This is a genomic window from Microbacterium sp. NPDC064978 (genome assembly GCF_044543605.1).
Taxonomy (GTDB): Bacteria; Actinomycetota; Actinomycetes; order Actinomycetales; family Microbacteriaceae; genus Microbacterium; species Microbacterium meiriae.
Window position 1 is genome coordinate 448,333 of record NZ_JBITWF010000001.1, and the last position, 17,994, is coordinate 466,326.

The 17,994-nt window shown below is 70.5% G+C and carries 17 protein-coding genes and 2 tRNA genes; 9 read left to right on the forward strand and 10 right to left on the reverse strand.

The window, feature by feature from the left end; genetic code table 11:
• The first annotated feature begins 169 nt into the window (after positions 1-169).
• From ACIGJI_RS02265 to ACIGJI_RS02280, 4 genes are all read left to right on the forward strand, one after another.
• The gene (locus ACIGJI_RS02265) at positions 170-727 is read left to right on the forward strand and encodes an RNA polymerase sigma factor (protein WP_187663951.1); all 558 of its coding nucleotides are present in this window, start codon (positions 170-172) and stop codon (positions 725-727) included.
• A complete protein-coding gene (locus tag ACIGJI_RS02270; RefSeq protein ID WP_363444236.1) occupies positions 724-1,812 on the forward strand; it encodes a DUF4349 domain-containing protein in 1,089 nt (362 codons plus the stop codon). Before ACIGJI_RS02265 ends, ACIGJI_RS02270 begins: the two co-directional genes overlap by 4 nt.
• Positions 1,813-1,876: 64 nt before the next feature.
• Positions 1,877-2,425 carry a helix-turn-helix domain-containing protein gene (locus ACIGJI_RS02275; RefSeq protein ID WP_280569523.1) on the forward strand — a complete coding sequence of 183 codons (549 nt, stop codon included), beginning with the start codon at positions 1,877-1,879 and terminating at the stop codon, positions 2,423-2,425.
• Entirely contained in the window at positions 2,425-3,657 is a 1,233-nt protein-coding gene (locus tag ACIGJI_RS02280; RefSeq protein WP_363444239.1) for an MFS transporter, read from the forward strand. The genes ACIGJI_RS02275 and ACIGJI_RS02280 overlap by 1 nt, the downstream gene beginning before the upstream one ends.
• A 61-nt stretch (positions 3,658-3,718) precedes the next feature.
• Here ACIGJI_RS02280 and ACIGJI_RS02285 read toward each other — a convergent pair.
• Positions 3,719-3,791, reverse strand: a tRNA-Glu gene (locus ACIGJI_RS02285).
• 151 nt (positions 3,792-3,942) lie between these two features.
• On the opposite strand from ACIGJI_RS02285, the gene ACIGJI_RS02290 reads away from it, so the two are divergent.
• From ACIGJI_RS02290 to ACIGJI_RS02300, 3 genes are all read left to right on the forward strand, one after another.
• Positions 3,943-4,581 (forward strand): MBL fold metallo-hydrolase, encoded by a 639-nt coding sequence (locus tag ACIGJI_RS02290; protein WP_187663947.1) that lies wholly within the window; start codon positions 3,943-3,945, stop codon positions 4,579-4,581.
• Positions 4,578-5,120: a GNAT family N-acetyltransferase gene (locus ACIGJI_RS02295; RefSeq protein WP_363444242.1), complete on the forward strand. Its 543-nt coding sequence runs from the start codon at positions 4,578-4,580 to the stop codon at positions 5,118-5,120. Before ACIGJI_RS02290 ends, ACIGJI_RS02295 begins: the two co-directional genes overlap by 4 nt.
• A gap of 98 nt (positions 5,121-5,218) precedes the next feature.
• Complete coding sequence (locus ACIGJI_RS02300) at positions 5,219-6,145, forward strand: serine protease (RefSeq protein ID WP_363444245.1); 927 nt, start codon at positions 5,219-5,221, stop codon at positions 6,143-6,145.
• A 22-nt stretch (positions 6,146-6,167) separates the two neighbouring features.
• Here ACIGJI_RS02300 and pepN read toward each other — a convergent pair whose 3' ends face one another.
• The 4 genes from pepN to ACIGJI_RS02320 form a co-directional block, all read right to left on the reverse strand.
• Positions 6,168-8,651 carry an aminopeptidase N gene (gene pepN / locus ACIGJI_RS02305; protein WP_363444248.1) on the reverse strand — a complete coding sequence of 828 codons (2,484 nt, stop codon included), beginning with the start codon at positions 8,649-8,651 and terminating at the stop codon, positions 6,168-6,170.
• 49 nt (positions 8,652-8,700) lie between these two features.
• Entirely contained in the window at positions 8,701-9,711 is a 1,011-nt protein-coding gene (locus tag ACIGJI_RS02310) for a DNA topoisomerase IB (RefSeq protein ID WP_363444251.1), read from the reverse strand.
• A 72-nt stretch (positions 9,712-9,783) separates the two neighbouring features.
• The gene (locus tag ACIGJI_RS02315) at positions 9,784-10,290 is read right to left on the reverse strand and encodes a hypothetical protein (RefSeq protein ID WP_363444254.1); all 507 of its coding nucleotides are present in this window, start codon (positions 10,288-10,290) and stop codon (positions 9,784-9,786) included.
• A gap of 9 nt (positions 10,291-10,299) precedes the next feature.
• Positions 10,300-11,574, reverse strand: coding sequence for an MFS transporter (locus tag ACIGJI_RS02320; protein WP_363444257.1), 1,275 nt, complete (start codon positions 11,572-11,574; stop codon positions 10,300-10,302).
• Positions 11,575-11,658: 84 nt separating this feature from the next.
• Here ACIGJI_RS02320 and ACIGJI_RS02325 point away from each other — a divergent pair, with 84 nt between their 5' ends.
• Together ACIGJI_RS02325 and ACIGJI_RS02330 are read left to right on the forward strand one after the other, a co-directional pair.
• A complete protein-coding gene (locus tag ACIGJI_RS02325) occupies positions 11,659-12,474 on the forward strand; it encodes a hypothetical protein (protein ID WP_363444260.1) in 816 nt (271 codons plus the stop codon).
• Between the two features lie 89 nt (positions 12,475-12,563).
• On the forward strand, positions 12,564-13,415 hold the full coding sequence (locus ACIGJI_RS02330) for a class II glutamine amidotransferase (protein ID WP_363444263.1): 852 nt from the start codon (positions 12,564-12,566) through the stop codon (positions 13,413-13,415).
• Between the two features lie 61 nt (positions 13,416-13,476).
• Here the strand turns inward: ACIGJI_RS02330 and ACIGJI_RS02335 are convergent.
• From ACIGJI_RS02335 to ACIGJI_RS02355, 5 genes are all read right to left on the reverse strand, one after another.
• A tRNA-Gln gene (locus tag ACIGJI_RS02335) sits at positions 13,477-13,548 on the reverse strand.
• 100 nt (positions 13,549-13,648) lie between these two features.
• Positions 13,649-15,154, reverse strand: a complete 1,506-nt coding sequence (gene gltX / locus ACIGJI_RS02340) for a glutamate--tRNA ligase (RefSeq protein WP_363444266.1) — start codon at positions 15,152-15,154, stop codon at positions 13,649-13,651.
• Positions 15,155-15,183: 29 nt separating this feature from the next.
• Entirely contained in the window at positions 15,184-15,948 is a 765-nt protein-coding gene (locus tag ACIGJI_RS02345) for a class I SAM-dependent methyltransferase (RefSeq protein ID WP_363444269.1), read from the reverse strand.
• On the reverse strand, positions 15,945-17,204 hold the full coding sequence (locus tag ACIGJI_RS02350) for an MFS transporter (RefSeq protein WP_363444272.1): 1,260 nt from the start codon (positions 17,202-17,204) through the stop codon (positions 15,945-15,947). Before ACIGJI_RS02350 ends, ACIGJI_RS02345 begins: the two co-directional genes overlap by 4 nt.
• On the reverse strand, positions 17,201-17,980 hold the full coding sequence (locus tag ACIGJI_RS02355) for a fumarylacetoacetate hydrolase family protein (RefSeq protein ID WP_187663938.1): 780 nt from the start codon (positions 17,978-17,980) through the stop codon (positions 17,201-17,203). The genes ACIGJI_RS02350 and ACIGJI_RS02355 overlap by 4 nt, the downstream gene beginning before the upstream one ends.
• Positions 17,981-17,994: the final 14 nt, after the last annotated feature.

Sequence of the window (17,994 nt, forward strand, 5' to 3'; positions counted from 1 at the left end):
TGATGACGTTACGCGCGGATTCGGGATACTCCCTCTCGCCCGGGCCATGCTACCGGAGGTGGGAGCCGCGCGGACGAGGAAGTCCCCACCCGCTGCGGATCTGAGGCCGTGCTGAGACGATGGGTCATCCGCCGACACTCTCGAGGGAGAGACACCGAACGGAACAAGGATGCCCGCGCAGACGAGTGACCAGCGATGGGCCGCCCAGGCGGCGGCCGGCGATCAGAGCGCCTTCCGCGCGCTGTACCGCGCCCACGTGCGCCCCGTGTACTGGATCGCCCACGGGATCCTGGGCTCCCCCGCCGACGCGGAGGACGTGGCGCAGGAGACCTTCGTGGTCGCCTGGCGGAAGCTTCCGGATCTGGAGCTGCAGGGAGAGTCGATCCTCCCCTGGCTCGCGACGATCTGCCGCTTCCAGTCCGCGAACCGGCTGCGCCAGCGCCGTCGCGACCAGGCGCACACGACGGACGCGGCGGACGATCAGCTCCCGGACGTCGTCAGCGTCGAGGAGCAGGTGATCACGGCGGCGCTCGCCGCGAGGATCGCCGCGGAGGTGGGCACCCTGAGCGAGCTCGACCGGGAGATCTTCCGGCTGTGCGCGTCCGAGGGCTACGCGTACCAGGCCGCCGCCGACGAGCTCGGCGTGACGCACGCCGTCGTCCGGAACCGTCTCTCACGCGTGCGCACCCAGCTGCGCGGCGCCGTCAAGGAAGTGAGGGACGCATGAACCACCAGACCCCGCAGGAGAGCCTCCCGCCACTGTCGGACGCGACCGTCGCCCGGATCGAGGAGGCCGTCTTCACCGAGATCCGCAGCGAGCGGCGCCCGCTGTCTCCGCGAACCGAACGCGCCCGGAACCGTCGACGCCGATTGCTCACCGCCGGAGGGATCGCGGCGGCCTTCGTCGTCGGGGTCCTGGTGACTCCGCCGATCCTCGGCGCCGTCGGAGGCGGCGGCTCGTCCGTATCCACAGCGGACGGCACCGCGGGCTGGTCGACCGACGAGGCGGGCTCGGCCGTGCCGGACCGCGCCGTCGAAGGGGCGACCCTTCCCGGCACCGTCGGATCGGACGCCGCGGCGTCTGCCGAGGACGCCCGTGACATCGTCGCCACCGCCCAGGCGTCGGTGCAGGTGCGGGACATCGCCGACGCCGCATCCGCCATCGGCGATCTCGCCGTCGAGCACGGCGGCTACGTCGAGAGCACCGAGGTCGGCCGAGCGGTCTCGTCGGATGCCCCCGCCGAAGCGGCTCCCGCGGATTCCGGGTACAGCTGGATCACGATCCGCATCCCCGCCGACGATCTGACCACGGTGATCGCCGCCCTCGGCGACACCGGTGAGGTGTTGTCGTCCTCCGTCACGAAGCAGGACGTCACCGCCACGGCGATCGACCTCCGCGCCCGCGTGGAGTCGACCCGTGCGTCAGTGCAGCGGCTCACGGAGCTCATGGGGCAGTCGGGCACTGTCGCCGATCTCATCGAGGCCGAAGTCGCGCTCACCGATCGCCAGGCGCAGCTCGAGTCGTACGAACAGCAGCTCGCCGCGCTGGAGGACCAGGTGGCCCTGTCGTCGCTCACCGTGGAGCTGTCCCGCAGCGGCACCGCGACGTCGGCAGACCCCGCCGGCTTCGGCGACGGTCTGCTGGCCGGGTGGAACGGGCTCGTGGTCTCACTCAACGCCCTGGTGATCGCGGTCGGCTTCCTCCTCCCCTGGCTCGCGGTGGTCGCTGTCGTCGTGCTGGTCGTCTGGCTCGTCCGCCGCAGCCGCCGGCGCCGGGAAGCGGCGTCCACTTCGCCCCGCACGGAGGAATAGCGCGCAGTTCCGGGGTATACAAGAACTCTTGTGCGCATCCGGGTCGCTGCTTAGCCTTCGGAGCGTGGAAGACATCTCCGTGATCACCGCCGTGCATCACCCGTTGCGGCGCCGCATCTACGACTATCTGCTGCTGTACGGCACCTCGCAGGTGACCGGCCTCGCCCGTGCGCTCGACAGCCAGGTCGGCAGCATCAGCCATCACCTCAGGATGCTCGAGCGGGCCGGGATCGTCGAGCGTGCCGCCGATCCGACCGGCGACCGGCGCACGAGCTGGTGGACCGTCGCCCGGCGCGGCCTCACCTGGTCGGTGGAGGACTTCGTCGACTCCCCCGCCGATGCCCTTCTCGCCCGGGAAGCACAGCGGCAGGGCATCCGCATGCAGATCGACCGCCTCCAGCGCTGGCACCGACGCCGAGGGGAGCCCGCCGTCGCGGCCTACGACGCCTCCAACACGGAGACCACCGCGTGGGCGACCCCGGAGGAACTGCGCGACCTCTCCGCGCGCGTGCTGGACGTGGTGCGGGACTGGCAGGCCTCGATCGACGAAGGCGACGGCCAGGCGCGCACGCCCGTCTTCTTCTTCGCCCACGCGTTCCCCACGGAGCCGTGATGACCGCGCCCCTCGAGCTCACCAGTCCTCCTTCGTTCCGGCGTGACCGGATGGTGCACGCGTGGATCGGAGTGAAGGCTCTGTCCGACGGCGGCGACGCCGTGTGGACGATCGCGTTGGCGTGGACGGCCGTGCAGATCGCCTCCCCCGCCGTCGCCGGACTCATCGTCGCCGCCGGCACGGTTCCGCGCGCGGTGGTGCTGCTCTTCGGCGGGGTCATCGCGGATCGCGCCGACGCCCGCCGGGTGATGATCGTCTGCAATGCGGTGCGTGTGGGGGTGCTCGTCGCCGCCGCCGTGTGGACGGTCTCGCATGCGCCCACCGTGCCCGTCCTGCTCGCCGCCGCCGTGGCGTTCGGGGTGTGCGACGCGTTCTACGAACCCTCCGCCGGCACCATCGGGCGACAGCTGGTACGCACCGACGATCTCCCCTCCTACGCGGCCGTCATCCAGACGGCGTCGCGCCTCGGCACGATGGGGGGCGCCGCGCTGGGCGGCCTGCTCGTCGCCCAAGCCGGTCTCGCGGGGAGCGCATCCGCGAACGCGGTGACCTTCGCCCTGGTCGTCGGGTTCCTGGCGATCGTCCTGCGCCCGCGGTTCCGGCTCGCCCGGGCCCCGCGCACCTCGTCCCTGCGCGCGATCGGCGCGGCGTTCGCCCACCTCGGAGCGAACCACACGACGCGCACTCTCGTCATCGCCCTCTCCGGACTCAATCTCGCCGTGGGCCCCGCCATCGGCATCGGCCTGGCTCTGCGGGCGCACGACGAGGGTTGGGGGGCTCCCGCGGTCGGCCTCTTCGAGGGCCTCCTCGGCCTCGGCGCCGCCGTGGGGGCTGCCGCGGTCGCGAGATGGCGGCCGCGCCACGAGGCGCGGAGCGGGTTCGGCGCGCTCCTCGTCCAGGGAGCGGGAATCGTCGCGCTCGGGTTCGGCCCCGTCTGGACGGTGGCCGTCGCCGCCACCGTCGTCGGCGCCACCGCGGGCTACGCCTCCGTGCTGCTGAGCGCGACCTTCGCCGCGACGGTGGACACCGCCTTCCTCGGTCGGATGGGGTCCCTCACCCGGCTCGGCGACGACTGCCTGATGCCGCTCGCGATGGCGGGCTTCGGCGCGCTCGCGACCGTCACCGCCGTCTGGGTGCCGTTCGTCGTGGCCGGTGGAGCGATGACGGCGCTCATGCTCGTACCGCTCCGGGCTCGCGCGTTCCGGACCCTGTCGCTGCGCGCGGATGGCTGACGCGCACGCCCGGGAACGGCGAAAGCCCCCCGGGGAACCGGAGGGCTTTCGTCGTGTTGTGTGACCCCAGCGGGATTCGAACCCGCGTTACCGCCGTGAGAGGGCGGCGTACTAGGCCGCTATACGATGGGGCCGTCTTGCGGAACTTTTCCGTTCCGCGACAACCGTTCAAGTATGCCACGGCGATTCTCACTGCGCCAAATCGAGGCCAGTCCACCCGAGATCCCGGGCGTGGCGCGCCGATTTCCGTTTGCCGCAGACCCCGGGAAGGAGTTGACTCGTCTCATGCGCGTCACCAAGTTCGAACATGCCACCCTCCGCCTGGACCAGAACGACGACACCCTCCTGATCGATCCGGGATCCTTCACAGCCCCGCTGCACGACCTCAGCGGACTGGTCGCCATCGTGCTCACGCACGAGCACCCCGACCACTGGACGCCGGAGCACCTCGACCGGATCCTCCGCGCGGCCCCCGGGACCCCGATCTTCGGGCCGGAGGGCGTGGCGAAGGCGGCGGAGGGCTACGAGGTCACGGTCGTCTCCCCCGGCGACACCGTGGAGGTCGGCGCCTTCACTCTGCGCTTCTTCGGTGGCACGCACGCGGTGATCCACTCCTCGATCCCGACGATCGACAACGTGGGCGTGCTCGTCAACGACACGTTCTACTACCCCGGCGACTCGTATGCGGTGCCGGAAGGCGTCGAGGTCGGCACCCTCGCCGCGCCGCTCGGAGCCCCGTGGCTCAAGATCGGGGACGCCATCGACTACGTCCTGGCTGTGAAGCCCCGACGCGCGTTCGGCACGCACGACATGACCCTGTCCGTGATCGGCAAGAACATGCACCGGCAGCGGCTACAGTGGGCGACCGAGCAGGGCGGCGGCGAGTTCCTCGTGCTCGAGCCCGGCGACACCATCGATCTGTGAGCGGACCACGCCGCCTCCTGCCCGCCCCGACCCCGCGACTCGCCTTCCGGGAGATGATCGCGGACGATCTCGACGACATGGCGGCGCTCCTGGGTGATCCGGAGGTCATGGCGTACTACCCCGCGCCCAAGTCGCGAGCGGAAGCCGCCGAGTGGATCGCGCGGATGCAGCAGCGCTACCGCGAGGACGGCCACGGTCTCTGGATCATCGAGACGCACGACGGCGAGTTCCTCGGCGACTGCGGCCTCACCTGGCAGTCGGTGAACGGCGCTCCCGTGCGCGAAGTCGGCTACCACGTCCGCGCCGATCGCCAGCGCCGAGGCTATGCCACCGAGGCCGCACGCGCCTGTGTCGACCTCGTCGCGCGGACCTTCGCTCCCACGCTCCTCACCGCCATCATCCACCCCGCGAACGAGGCGTCCCGCGGTGTGGCGGAGAAGCTCGGCATGACCCACGTCGATGACGATCACGCCCATCCGTGGATCGTGCGCACGGTGATGGGCATGACCGTGGAACGCGTGTCCGACAGCCCCTCCTGACAGCCGGCCAGGATACCGGGGAACTCTTGCTCCTGCCGTGAGCGGCTGCTGTACTGGGGCGTCGTAACGTGTTACCTGTCACGAAAGGAACAGTCCTCATGATGATGACCGGAGTTCACCAGAGCAGGAAAAGGATCGGGCTCGCCCTCGCCGGTGTCGCCCTCGTCGCGTCCGGCATCGTCGGCACCCCCGCGACGACGGCGTGGGCGGACGGCGACTCCGGCGACCGCGACGAACGCGCCAGCTCACGGATCATCGGAGGCACGGCAGTGCCGAACGACGCCTATCCGTTCATGGCGTCCCTCCAGTTCGCCAGCGAGGCGTTCTGCGGCGGCTCGCTGGTGGCGCCGCGCGTCGTGATGACCGCCGCGCATTGCGTCACCGGCGCCGATCCCCTCAGCGGGCTCCCGGTGCCGGACGTGGACGGAGTGACCGTCACGGTCGGCCGCACCGTGCTGTCCGACGGCAGTCAGGGTCAGGATCGCGGTCTCGCCGGCGCGGAAGCCGGTGGCCCGGTCATCGTCCACCCTCGCTACCTCCAAGGGGACGAGGCCTACGATCTCGCCTTCGTGACGCTCGACCGCCCGATCTCCGGGATCGTGCCCGTGAAGCTGCCCACCAAGGGGACGGATGCCCTCCTTCGTCCCGGACAGTCGGCGACGGTCATCGGCTGGGGCAACACCGACACCGCCCTCGGGGACTTCCCGGACCGTCTCCGTCAGGTCCAGGTGCCCATGCTCGCGACCGAGGAGTGTGAACTCGCCTACGACTCCTTTCGACCGGGGGTGAACATGTGCGCCGGTGTCGTCGGCAAGGACTCCTGCCAGGGGGACAGCGGCGGGCCGCTGTTCCGCCGACCACCGGCTCGCGACACCGCCTACCAGATCGGCATCGTGTCCTACGGGGACGGCTGCGGTGAGCAGGGCGCCCCCGGGGTGTACGTGTCGCTGAGTTCTGCAGATCTCTGGGACACGCTGGCAGAGTCCCCTGAGGGCAAGGCCATCGCGAAGAGCCTGAGGCGCTGACCGCTGCCGGAATCGCTGTCGGTCAGCCCTGAGCGCCACGCACCCGCAGGTCACGCGCGAGGTGGTCGCGCTGCTCGATGAGGAGTCGTCGCAGCGCCGCCGGGGCCTCGGGGCTGGCCGACAGCCAGGAATCGACGAGATCCAGCGACGAACGGGCGGGGAACAGCCCGATCACCAACCGACGAGCGATCTCGATGCTCCGGTCCGTCCACGCGGTCCCGATCCGCGCGAAGTATTCCTCGTCGTAGGACTCGATGAGGTCACGGCGGCCACCGGCGCGGAAGCCGCCGATCTCGGCATCGAGGTGGTCGTTCGTCAGCGACTGGTCTTCCCACGCGGCGGTCCAGGCGGCCCCGCGTACCGCCGCGTCGGGGACGGAGGCGCGGGCGCGGCGGGCGGCGGTGCGTCCGTCGCCGGTGTCGTCCCTCTCCTCCTCGGCCGCGATGTCCGAGGCGTCGGCGTGACCGGTCGTGACGAGGGCTGTGAGGAGCTGCCAGCGCAGATCGGGATCCACGACGAGGCCCTCCGGCACGTCGCCGTCGAGCAGGGCCCGGACCTCCGCGTGGTGGACGTCATCGAACGCCGAGGCGGCTGCCAGCGCACGCGCCCACGAGAGCTGGGCGTCGCTGCCGGCGTCCGCCTGCTGCAGTGCCGCCCACGTCGTCTCGGTCCAGGCGCGCTGCTCCGCGGCGCGTCGGTCGTCGGGGACGAAGTGCCGCAGCGCGAACGCGGCGTCGAGGAGGGCCGCAGCCAGCAGACCGCCGTTCGACTCCCGCGGTGCGTGCGCGCGCACGATCGCGACGAAACGGGCGGCATCGAGCTCGCCGTCTCGGGTGGCGTTCCACAACGACGACCACACGAGCGCCCGGGCGAGCGGGTCCTCGATGTCCGAGAGGGATTCCTCGACGGTGCGGAGCGACCGCTCGTCCAGGCGCGCCTTCGCGTAGGTGAGGTCGTCGTCGTTGAGCAGCACGAGATCGGCCTCGGGGAGCTCGATCTCGACCCGCTCCCCGATCAGGTCCAGCTCTCGCTGCTCCCGACGCACGATCCGGTCGTCCACGCGGTCGTACAGTCCGATCCGCAGGCGGTGCGGACGGACGTCGTCCTGGACGAGGTGCTGTGCTCCGTCGGCGTCGGTCTCCACCCAGATGGTCGAGACGCCCGTCGTCTGCAGCCAGGCGCCCGCCCAATCGGTCATGTCCCTGCCGGACACCGCGCTGAGCTCGACGAGGAAGTCGTCGAGGGTGGTGTTGCCGAACGCGTTGGCCGCGAAGTACCGCCGGGCGCCTGCGAAGAACGCCTCGTCGCCCACGAACGCGACGAGCTGCTTCAGCACCGAGGCGCCCTTGGCGTAGGTGATGCCGTCGAAGTTCAGCTTCGCGGCCTCCAGGTCGGGGATGTCGGCGACGATGGGGTGCGTCGTCGGCAGCTGGTCCTGCTGATAGGCCCAGGCCTTGCGCCGCATGGCGAACGTCACCCACGCGTCGTGGAACCGGGTGGCCACCGCCGAGGCGTGCGATCCCATGTAGTCGGCGAAGGACTCCTTGAGCCAGAGGTCGTCCCACCACGTCATCGTGACGAGGTCGCCGAACCACATGTGCGCCATCTCGTGCAGGATCGTGTTGGCCCTGCCTGCCCGCTGCGCCTCGGTGGCAGCACCGCGCGAGAGGTAGCCTTCCGTGAAGGTGACCAGGCCGGGGTTCTCCATCGCGCCGAGGTTGTACTCGGGGACGAAGATCTGGTCGTACTTGCCCCACGGGTAGGGATACGCGAAGGCGTCGGTGAAGAAGTCGAGCCCCTGCCGGGTGACCTCGAGGATCTCGTCGGCCTCGAGGTGCTCGACGAGCGAGCGGCGGACGCGCACGCCGAGGGCCACCCGCTGCTCGTCTCTGGTCCACTCCCCATCGACACGGGCGTACGGGCCGGCCGCGACCGCCGTGATGTAGCTCGAGATCGGCAGCGTGGGGGCGAACTGCACGCGCTGGACGCCGACGCCGAGGTCGACGTGGGCCGGCGACTGGTTCGAGAGCACCTCCCACCCGGACGGCGCGTCGATGACGAAGGTGTACTCCGCCTTCATGTCCGGCTGCTCGAAGCAGGCCATCACGCGACGGGAGTCCGCGGGCTCGTACTGCGTGTAGAGGTAGGTGCGGTCGTCAGCCGGGTCGTGGAACCGGTGCAGGCCCTCCCCCGACCGGCTGTAGGCGCCGACCGCTTCGATGCGCACGACGTTCGACGCCGCGAGGTCGTCGATCGTGAGGCGCGCCCCGTCGTAGACGACGTCCCGTTCCTCCCCGTTCACCTCGACGCGCCGGACCTCCTCGCCGATGAAGTCCAGCCACGTGCTCTGGACGGTCGCATCGAACTCCAGGACCGTCGTCGTCGGGAAGCCCGTGCGCGCCCGCTCCGGGGCTCCGGTCAGGTCCAGCTCGACGCGGATGCGGTGCAGGGTGATCGCGGCGGATCGCGCCGCGGTCTCCTCACGGGTCAGGTTCGCGGTGTGCATCCCTCCATCCTGGCATCTTCCCGAGGTCAGCTGGGGAGCTCCCGCGGCCTCATCCGCGCCGCCCGGCACCGCGCCGGTTGACCTTCCGCGACGTCTCGGGCCCGCCCAGCAGCCGCCGGATCGCCGTCTCCGGGGTCACGTCGAGGTCGAGCGTCCTCCCCTGGCCGTACTGCCGGAACACCCGAGGGTCGATGTAGCTGTTGCGGGCGACGGCAGTCGTGTTGCCCAGGGCGGTCGCTGCCGCCTGCACCGCGAGGCGCTCGGCCTGGTTCCGCTGTCCGCGGCGGTCGAGGACGCCGATGCGGGCCAGGGCGTCTGCGGCGATGATCGTGCCGTGGAGGGTGCGGAAGTCCTTGGCGGAGAAGCTGGCCCCCAGCACGTCCTTGAGGTACGTGTTGACCTCGGCGGGCGTGATCTTCACCCGCCGCCGGCCTTTCCGGTAGGCCAGGAGGAAGGCGGTGGAGGCGCCGCTCGCGAAGTCGGTGAGGGCTTCGGCGAGGGATTCGTCGGTGATCTCGATCGCGGCGGTCTGTCCGCTCTTCGCTGGGAAGGACAGGGCGACGTCGCCGCCGTCGATGCGGACGTCGCGGCGGCGGAGCGTGGTCAGGCCGCGGCTGCCGTGGCGCGCCAGGTAGCGTTCCGAACCGATCCGCAGCGCGGCGTCGTCGAGCAGGCGGAAGGCGATCGCGAGGGCTCGCTCCTTCGTCTGGCCCTCCTCCTTGAGAGCCTTGGTGACCTGCGCGCGGGCGCTGGGCAGGGCCGCGGCGAGGTCCAGTGCGCGGACGAACTTGCGACGGTCGCGGGAGACACGCCAGAGCGGGTGGTAGAGGTACTGCTTGCGACCGGCGGTGTCGATCCCCACGGCCTGGATGTGCGCGAGCGGGTCGGCCGCGATCCACACATCCTGCCACGCCGGCGGGATCACCAGGTCGCTGATGCGTTCGCGATCCGCCTCGGGCGCAGGCTCCCCCATCGGATCGACGTACCGGAATCCCGAGCTCGTCCGCTTCCGCGTGAAGCCCGGGTCCTGACCGGGTACCACTCGCACCAGTCGCGCCATGCGTCTCTCCTCCCGCCGTGCAGCTCCTCCGAGTGTGGAGTCACCCGGTCTCGGCGGGAAGGGAGTGGCGTCTCACCCCGCCGGCGTGCTATCCGCGTCGGCGTCCTTCGCGAAGACCGCCCGCATGTGGTCGCTGGTGAGGAAGTCAGCGATGCCGATCATGATCAGGCTGAAGATGATCTGCTCGGTGACCATCCAGACGGGATAGAGACCGGGGATCGCCGCCATGACGAGCGTGATGACCGGGAAGATCTGCGCGAACAGCCGCAGTCGGAGGTAGGCCCAACGCCATCCGCGGCGCGCACGCCACGCGAAGTAGAACAGCGTCGCCGTCATCGCGAGCACCACGAGCGTGCGCATCCACACGGCGAAGGGCACGCTGTCCCCGTCCGCGGCGAGCACGAGCGCGACCACGACAGCGCCCACCCCGAGCACCAGCTCGGCGACGAGGAGCCAGAGGATCCAGGTGAAGGCACGGACCGTCCTGGGGTGAGTGCGGCCGGCGTCGCTGATCAGTACGCCGGCCTGCCGCCCACCCGCGATCCGGTCGAGACGGAGGAAAAGCGGTTCGAGGGCCATGCTCGGAGCCTAGACCGGCGGCGTCCGCTCGACCTCGTCCGTTCGATGGACCTCGGCGCTGCCGTTGGCTGCTTCCGGGAGCACCCGCTCCAGCACCATCGCCAGCACGCCGACGGCGAGACTGCCCGCCACCATTACCGCGATGAACCACCCGCTGACACCGACGCCGAGGAGCACCCCCGCGACGAGCGGGCCGAGGATCGCTCCGCCCTGGAAAGCGGCGGAGTTGAGGGCGTTGTAGCGGCCGCGGGTGCGGTCGGTCGCGAGATCGTTGTAGATGGCGGGGATCGTCGGCTGCATCATGGTCTCCCCGAACGCGAAGACGCCCATGAACGCGATCACCGCGATCGCGGCCGTGACCGAGTCGGGGAGCAGACCCGCGGCACCGAGCATGACCCAGGAGACGGCCCAGATGAGCGCCATGACCTGCATGACCCTGGTGCGGCGGCGACCGTTGATGAGGCGGAGGACGGCGAACTGCAGCAGCACGATGACAGCCGTGTTCACCGCGAACGAGATGCCGACCACGGCGGTCGACACCTGGGCGATCTGACGGGCGTAGGCGGGGAAGCCCGCCTCGATCTGTCCGTACCCGATGAAGACGGAGAAGAAGGTCAACAGCGTCATCCACAGCACCGCCGGTCGACGGAGGATCTCCCGGTAGCCGCCCTCGGTGGTCACCGCCGGGTCGGGCTCCGCCTGCGTGCGCACGTGCCGGAGCGGACCCAGGAGCAGTGCCAGCGGGATGAGGCTCGTGGCCGCGTCGATGAGGAAGATCGTGGTGAAGGTCGACGGCTCCGTCACGTCGACGAAGAAGCCGCCGATGATGCCGCCCACGCCGATGCCGAGGTTGACGAGGGCGAAGTTCGCGCCGAAGTACTGCTGACGGACCTCGCCGTCGACCACCGAGGCGATGAGCGCGTTGAAGCCGGGCCAGGAGACCCCGAAGTTGACCCCGATGAGCACGACCGCGACGGTCGCGACGGCGGGATGCGTGGCGTAGGCGAGGAGCGTGCACCCCGCGATCATCGAGAGCAGTCCCACGATCAGCACACGGCGGGCGCCGAAGCGGTCGATGAGCGTACCGCCGGGGCCCGTGACGACGAGCCCCGTGATCGCGATGAGGCTCATGAGCGCCCCGGAGAACCCGAGATCGAAGCCGCGGACCTCGTGGAGGTAGATGATCGTGAACGGCAGCGTCATCCCCCGCCCGAGCGTCTGGATCGCCACGGTCGACAGCAGCCAGCGCCCCTCGGTGGGCAACGCGTTCCAGAAAGACCTCATACCGATCACCTCGTCATTGTTCCAGGAGCCGCGGACATCGGATGACCGCCGGGCTCCCGGGAGCAAAGCCGATATTCTGCGAACATGCCCGTGTCGTTCGAAGACTTCCGCTCCGCCCTGCTCCACGCACCGACCCGTGAGGCCTGGGGCCTCGTGCTCACCGATGCCGAGGCGCAGCAGGTCGCCGCGGACGAGCAGGCGAGCCGGGCCTGGTACGACTACTGGCTCGCCACCACGGCGCCGGCGACGCCCGCCCCCGCGGCGGCAGGGCTCGGCGGACACGAACTCCCCAGCGCCGCAGCGCCCGGGTTCGCTGCGGCGCCGCCGCCGGCACCGGCCGCGCAGGGACCCGTCTCCTCCGGTGGGCCGGAGATCGCGTTCCCCGCTTCGGAGAGCACCGGGAGGAAGAGCCGGGTCGGCCTCTGGGTGACGCTGGGCATCGTGGGCGCGCTGCTGCTGATCGCCGCGATCGTCACGGTGTTCGCGTTCACGACCGCACGCCACTGGACCAAGGTCGACGTGCCGGAGAAGCCCGAGACCTTCCACAGCGAGGAGTACGAGACCGGCAAGTACCTCGTCGCCGACGACGGCGTGAGCCCGTGCGCGGTGGACCAGGACTGGACGGACTGCATCGGCCTCATGGAGGCCGAGTACGCGGGCGCCTGCGCCGGGGTCGACCTCGTCCCCGCCGCCGCGGACCTGTGCGCCCAGCACGGCGCCGAGATCGACCGGATGATCGCGGAGGACGCGGACGGGATGTACGTGGCCTCCCTCGGCGATTTCGGACACCTCACCCGGACGCCCGAGACGGCGACGCGCCAGGTCTCGAACGACGATGCGGAGCCGGCCGTCACCCACGAGGCCGTGTGCTATCTGGGGTTCCTCGGGGAGTGCGAGTAGCCGGTTCACCATCCGCGGGTCTCGCCGGGGAGGCCGACCGAGCGTATCGTCGGGCACAGACCTGATCGGGTCGGGGACGAGGTGTCGACATGTGTCGGTGGCTGGCGTATGTGGGAGAACCGCTGCACCCGTCGGAGGTGATCCTCGACGCGCGACATTCGCTCGTGGCGCAGTCCCTGGACTCGCCACTCGGTGCGGAGACCGTGAACGGGGACGGGTTCGGCCTCGGCTGGTATCCGGTGTCGAACCGTGAGGACTCGGGGCAGCCGCCGGGGCCCGCGCTGTTCCGGAGCATGGAGCCCGCCTGGAACGATCTGAACCTGCGCGAGATCTCCCGCACGATCCGCAGCCCGCTGTTCTTCAGCCATGTGAGGGCCGCCGCCGGGCCGCCGGTCCAGCAGACCAACTGCCACCCGTTCCGGCACGCGAACTGGCTCTTCATGCACAACGGCGGCCTGACGGACTTCCTGGCAGTGAAACGCGACCTCACTCTCGCCGTCGATCCCTCCCTCTACCCGGAGATCCAGGGCACCACCGACTCCGAGGTGCTGTTCCACCTCGCCCTGACACTCGGCCTGCAGGACGATCCGATCGCGGGGATGCGGGCGGCCATCCGGGAGGCCGAGCGAGTGGGCCACGAGCATGGCATCCGCTTCCCGGTGCAGGGCACCTTCGCGGTCTCCGACGGCGCCACCGTGTGGGCGATCCGCTATTCGACCGCCGGACGCTCCCGCTCCCTCTTCCACTCCACCGACATCGAGACTCTTCGTCGGATGTACCCCGATGCGGAACGTCTTCGCGTCTTCGGTCGCCGGGCGCACGTGATCGTCTCCGAGCCGCTGAACGATCTGCCCGGTGCGTTCGAAGAGGTCCCCGAATCCACGGTCTCGATCCTCGACGAGGCGGGCTACCGGTACGAGCCCTTCCTCGAAGCTGCGTGAGCACTGACGTTCCCGCCAGGGGAACGACAAAACCCCCGCCGGAGCGGGGGTTTTCGAAGTGCTGGGGTACCTGGACTCGAACCAAGAACAACTGAACCAGAATCAGCCGTGTTGCCAATTACACCATACCCCAAGGGCGAAACCGGAGCCTCGCACCGAGAGTCAAGCTTACCCGAGCGGCGACCGATCACCAAAACCACCGGTGCCGTGTCGCCGCTCGGGCGCGTCGCGGATCAGTTCGCGAGGAACGCCGAGAGCGCGCGCAGGCGGCGCAGCGACTCGTCCTTGCCCAGCAGCTCCATCGACTCGAACAGGGGCGGCGAGACGCGGCGGCCGGTGATGGCCACACGCGGCGGCCCGTAGGCGACGCGCGGCTTGAGCTCGAGGTTCTCCACGAGCGCCGTCGACAGCGCCTCCTGGATCTTCTCCGGGGTGAAGTCCGTGACCGGCTCGAGGGCGGTGACACAGGCGTCCAGCACCTCGGCCGCGTTGGCCGGGAGCCCCTTGAGCGCATCCGCGTCGTACGACACCTCGTCGCGGAACAGGAAGCCGAGCATGCCCGGGACCTCGCCCAGCAGCTGCACGCGCTCCTGCACCAGGGGCGCCGCACGGAAGGCGAGGACGAGCTGCTCGTGGGTCGGCTCGTCGAACAGACCGGCCGCGGCGAGGTACGGAACCGTGCGCTCGGCGAAGTCCTTCACGTGGAGCTTGCGGATGTGGTCGCCGTTGATGGACTCGGCCTTCTTCTGGTCGAATCGGGCCGGGTTCGGGTTCACGTTCTCGATGTCGAACGCGGCGATGAACTCGTCGAGCGAGAACACGTCGCGGTCCGGGCCGATCGACCAGCCCAGGAGCGCGAGGTAGTTCAGGAGGCCCTCGTGGATGAAGCCGCGCTCCCGGTGCAGGAACAGATCGGCCTGGGGGTCACGCTTGGAGAGCTTCTTGTTGCCGGTCTCCCCCAGCACGAGCGGCATGTGGGCGAACCGCGGCACGAACGTCGTCACACCCGCGTCGATGAGAGCGGCGTAGAGCGAGAGCTGGCGCGCGGTGGACGGCATGAGGTCTTCGCCGCGGAGGACATGGGTGATGCCCATCAGCGCGTCGTCGACGGGGTTCACGAAGGTGTACAGCGGCACCCCGTTCGGGCGCACGACGACGAAGTCCGGGAAGGAGCCTGCGGGGAAGGTGACCTCGCCGCGGATCAGGTCCACGTACGTGAGGTCCTCGTCCGGCACGCGCAGGCGGAGGGCGGGCTGACGACCCTCGGCACGGAAGGCCGCCTTCTGCTCGTCCGTCAGGTCACGGTCGAAGTTGTCGTAGCCGAGCTGCTTCGCCCGGCCGTTGGCCTCGTTGCGGGCGTCGATCTCCTCGGCCGTCGAGTAGCTCTCGTAGAGCGCGCCCGTCGCGAGGAGCTTGTCGATCACCTCGCGGTAGATGTCGTGCCGCTCGGACTGCCGGTACGGGGCGTGCGGGCCGCCGACCTCGACACCCTCGTCCCAGTCGATCTTCAGCCACGTGAGCGCGTCGACGAGCTGGCGGAAGCTCTCCTCGCTGTCGCGCGCGGCGTCGGTGTCCTCGATGCGGAACACCATCTTCCCGCCGTTGTGACGGGCATAGGCCCAGTTGTACAGAGCCGTGCGGACCATGCCGACGTGCGGCAGCCCCGTCGGAGAGGGGCAGAAGCGGACGCGGACGTCGGCGCCGGCGGCGGTCGTGGTGAGGGGATGCGGAGTAGCCATAGCCCTTCGATTCTACGGGTGCGGGCGGGTCAGCCCCGGCGCGAGACCGCCACCGCCGCGCAGTGCTCCAGGGGCAGCACTGTTCCCACCCGATGGGCCGCGACCGTCTCCTCGAACCCCGCGCGGAACCGGCGTCGCTCGGCCGTGGAGAGCAGGGCGTACTGGGCGCCGGCGCCGGCCACGCCCCCTTCGACGGAGGTCCACAGCGCGCCGGGGTCGGCCTCCCACGTCCAGGTGTGCTCGGTGACCACGACCTCCGGGAGCCCGGCGCCGGTGAGCACGTCCGCGAAGCCGTCCGGGATGCGTGCGAAGTCCTCTTCGGCGGGGAGCCTCTCCCCCGCGTACGGCGGCAACCCCGCGCGTTCGACGACCTCCGCCCAGAACCACGACGGGGAACGGGTCCAGATCGTCGCGGCGACCGGACCACGCGCGACCCGACCCAGCTCGCGGGCGGCGGTCCGCGGGGAGGAGACGTGGTTCAGCACGAAGTTCGCCACGGCGGCATCGAAGGACCCGTCGCCGAAGGGCAGCGTCGGCAGTCCGCCCTCGACGATGCGCAGCGTCGGGTACTCCCGGTGGGCGACGGCACGCATCGTCGGCTCGGGCTCGCAGGCTGTGACGTCCCATCCCCGTCGTGCGAAGCGGGACGCGAGACGGCCTTCCCCCGCGCCGACGTCCAGCAGGCCACGATCCTCCGCCGGGCCGAGTGCGGCGGAGAGAGGCTCGAAGGTCCCGGCGCACAGGGCGGCGTACGAAGCGGCATAGGCCTCTCCGACGCCGTCCCAGGCCTTCACCGCGCGCTGCTCCGGGCGAGCGGTGACAGCGCGACGATCGAGAGGACGAGCACCGAGGCCGCGATGCCGAGCCCGGCGTACTGGAAGTTCGACAGCACGATGCCGGCGAGGACGGACCCGGCGGCGGCGGACAGGCTCATCAGCGAGTCGCTGCGTCCCTGACGACGAGTGCGCACCTCGGGCGCGGAGGCTTCGGTGAGCAGCGCGGCACCGGCGACCGTCGCGGCACTCCAGCCGAGGCCGAGGAGGATGAGGGCGACCATGACGCCCCACGCCACGGTGCCCGCGAAGACGGCGAAGGCCAGGGCGCCGCCGAGCAGAGCCTGCCCGAGCAGCACCACGCGCAGCCGCCCCCAGCGGTCGGCCAGCACGCCGAACACCGGCGAGAGCGCGTACATGCCGCCGACGTGCAGCGCGATGGTGATGCCGACGAGCGCTGAGACGTCCGCCGGTGTCGCCGCCGCACCGTGAGCGCCGTGGGCCATGTGCGAGAGATGCACCGGGGTCATCGCCATGACCGACGCCATCACCACGTGCGACCCCGCGATGGCGAAGATCGCGTAGCGGGCCACGCGCGGGCGGTCCGCCACGATGGCGCTCGTCGTCGCGGCCGCCGCCTGAGCGAGTCGCTGCGCGGCCAGCAGCGGATCGGGGCGCAGGGCGACGAGGTAGAGCGCGAGCGCCGCGCACTGCGCGACGAACGAGAAGACGTAGGAACCCGTCTGCGGAGGCATCCCGATCGCCTGTCCGACGATCTCCCCCGGGCCGAGTAGCAGCGGTCCCGCCACGCCGCCGATCGTCGTGGACCAGACGACGATCGAGAGGTCACGCCCGCGGTGCTGCGGCGCCGCGAGGTCCGTGGCCGCGAACCGGGATTGCAGGTTGCCCGCGTTCCCCGCACCGATCAGCAGGATGCCGACGAGCAGGAGCGGGAAGACGCGCACCGACGCCGCGAGGATCACCACGGCGATGCCGACGAGGGCGAAGAGATTGCCGAGGGTGAGGGCGCGGCGGCGTCCGAGCCGTGCGGCCATCCGGGCGAGCGGGATCGCGCAGAGCGCGGCGCCCAGGGTCACCGATGCCGTCGCGAGCCCGGAGAGCGCGTCGCTGCCGGAGATGTCCGCGGCGAGCAGCGCACCGAGCGACACGGTGGCGCCGAAGGCGATGCCGCCCAGCACCTGCCCCAGCGACAGCACGAGCACGGTGCGGCGCTGGACCGCCTGCTGCTGCGTCGCCGTGAGGGCGACGTCGGTCATGACGCGGGAGCGGCGTCGCGCACGGGGTTGCGCAGGATGCCGAGTCCGGAGATCTCCACCTCGACGGTGTCGCCCGCCTCGAACGTGCCGACGCCCGCGGGTGTCCCCGTCATGATGACGTCGCCCGGAAGGAGCGTGAATACCGCGGAGGCGTACTCGATGATCGCGGCGACCGAGTGGATCATGTCGGTGAGCGGCGCGTGCTGGCGAACCTCGCCGTTGACCCGCGTCTCGATCGTGGCCTGCGCGGGGTCGAAGTCCGTCTCGATCACGGGTCCGAGCGGGCAGAATGTGTCGAAGCCCTTCGCCCGCGACCACTGCCCGTCCTTGCGCTGCAGGTCGCGTGCGGTGACGTCGTTGCCGATCGTGTAGCCGAGCACGTGGTCGAGGGCGTTCTCCGCCTTCACGTTCTTCGCGATCCGTCCGATCACGACCACGAGCTCGCCCTCGTACTCCGTGCGCTCGGACAGCGCGGTGGGACGCACGATCGCGTCATCCGGGCCGATCACGGCGGTGTTCGGCTTGAGGAACAGCAGCGGCTCCTCGGGGGCCACTCCCCCCATCTCGGCGGCGTGATCGTGGTAGTTCTTGCCGACGCACACGACCTTGGAGCGCGGGATGACGGGCGCGAGCAGCGTGACCTCGGTCAGCGGGACGCGGGCGCCGGTGGTCTCGTACCCGGAGAACATCGGGTCCCCGGCGAGGACCACGAGCTCGCGGTCGTCGATGATCCCGTACATGATGGCGTCGTCGTGGCTGAACCGGGCGATCTTCATGCCTCCAGCCTAGA

What these genes read in the sequence shown, in the direction of transcription:
- ACIGJI_RS02315 (WP_363444254.1), bottom strand. Translation starts at nt 10,290, where the DNA reads ATGGCCCTCGAACCGCTTTTCCTCCGTCTCGACCGGATCGCGGGTGGG.
- ACIGJI_RS02325 (WP_363444260.1), top strand. Translation starts at nt 11,659, where the DNA reads ATGCCCGTGTCGTTCGAAGACTTCCGCTCCGCCCTGCTCCACGCACCG.
- ACIGJI_RS02280 (WP_363444239.1), top strand. Translation starts at nt 2,425, where the DNA reads ATGACCGCGCCCCTCGAGCTCACCAGTCCTCCTTCGTTCCGGCGTGAC.
- pepN (WP_363444248.1), bottom strand. Translation starts at nt 8,651, where the DNA reads ATGCACACCGCGAACCTGACCCGTGAGGAGACCGCGGCGCGATCCGCC.
- gltX (WP_363444266.1), bottom strand. Translation starts at nt 15,154, where the DNA reads ATGGCTACTCCGCATCCCCTCACCACGACCGCCGCCGGCGCCGACGTC.
- ACIGJI_RS02265 (WP_187663951.1), top strand. Translation starts at nt 170, where the DNA reads ATGCCCGCGCAGACGAGTGACCAGCGATGGGCCGCCCAGGCGGCGGCC.
- ACIGJI_RS02300 (WP_363444245.1), top strand. Translation starts at nt 5,219, where the DNA reads ATGATGATGACCGGAGTTCACCAGAGCAGGAAAAGGATCGGGCTCGCC.
- ACIGJI_RS02330 (WP_363444263.1), top strand. Translation starts at nt 12,564, where the DNA reads ATGTGTCGGTGGCTGGCGTATGTGGGAGAACCGCTGCACCCGTCGGAG.
- ACIGJI_RS02320 (WP_363444257.1), bottom strand. Translation starts at nt 11,574, where the DNA reads ATGAGGTCTTTCTGGAACGCGTTGCCCACCGAGGGGCGCTGGCTGCTG.
- ACIGJI_RS02350 (WP_363444272.1), bottom strand. Translation starts at nt 17,204, where the DNA reads ATGACCGACGTCGCCCTCACGGCGACGCAGCAGCAGGCGGTCCAGCGC.
- ACIGJI_RS02310 (WP_363444251.1), bottom strand. Translation starts at nt 9,711, where the DNA reads ATGGCGCGACTGGTGCGAGTGGTACCCGGTCAGGACCCGGGCTTCACG.
- ACIGJI_RS02290 (WP_187663947.1), top strand. Translation starts at nt 3,943, where the DNA reads ATGCGCGTCACCAAGTTCGAACATGCCACCCTCCGCCTGGACCAGAAC.
- ACIGJI_RS02270 (WP_363444236.1), top strand. Translation starts at nt 724, where the DNA reads ATGAACCACCAGACCCCGCAGGAGAGCCTCCCGCCACTGTCGGACGCG.
- ACIGJI_RS02355 (WP_187663938.1), bottom strand. Translation starts at nt 17,980, where the DNA reads ATGAAGATCGCCCGGTTCAGCCACGACGACGCCATCATGTACGGGATC.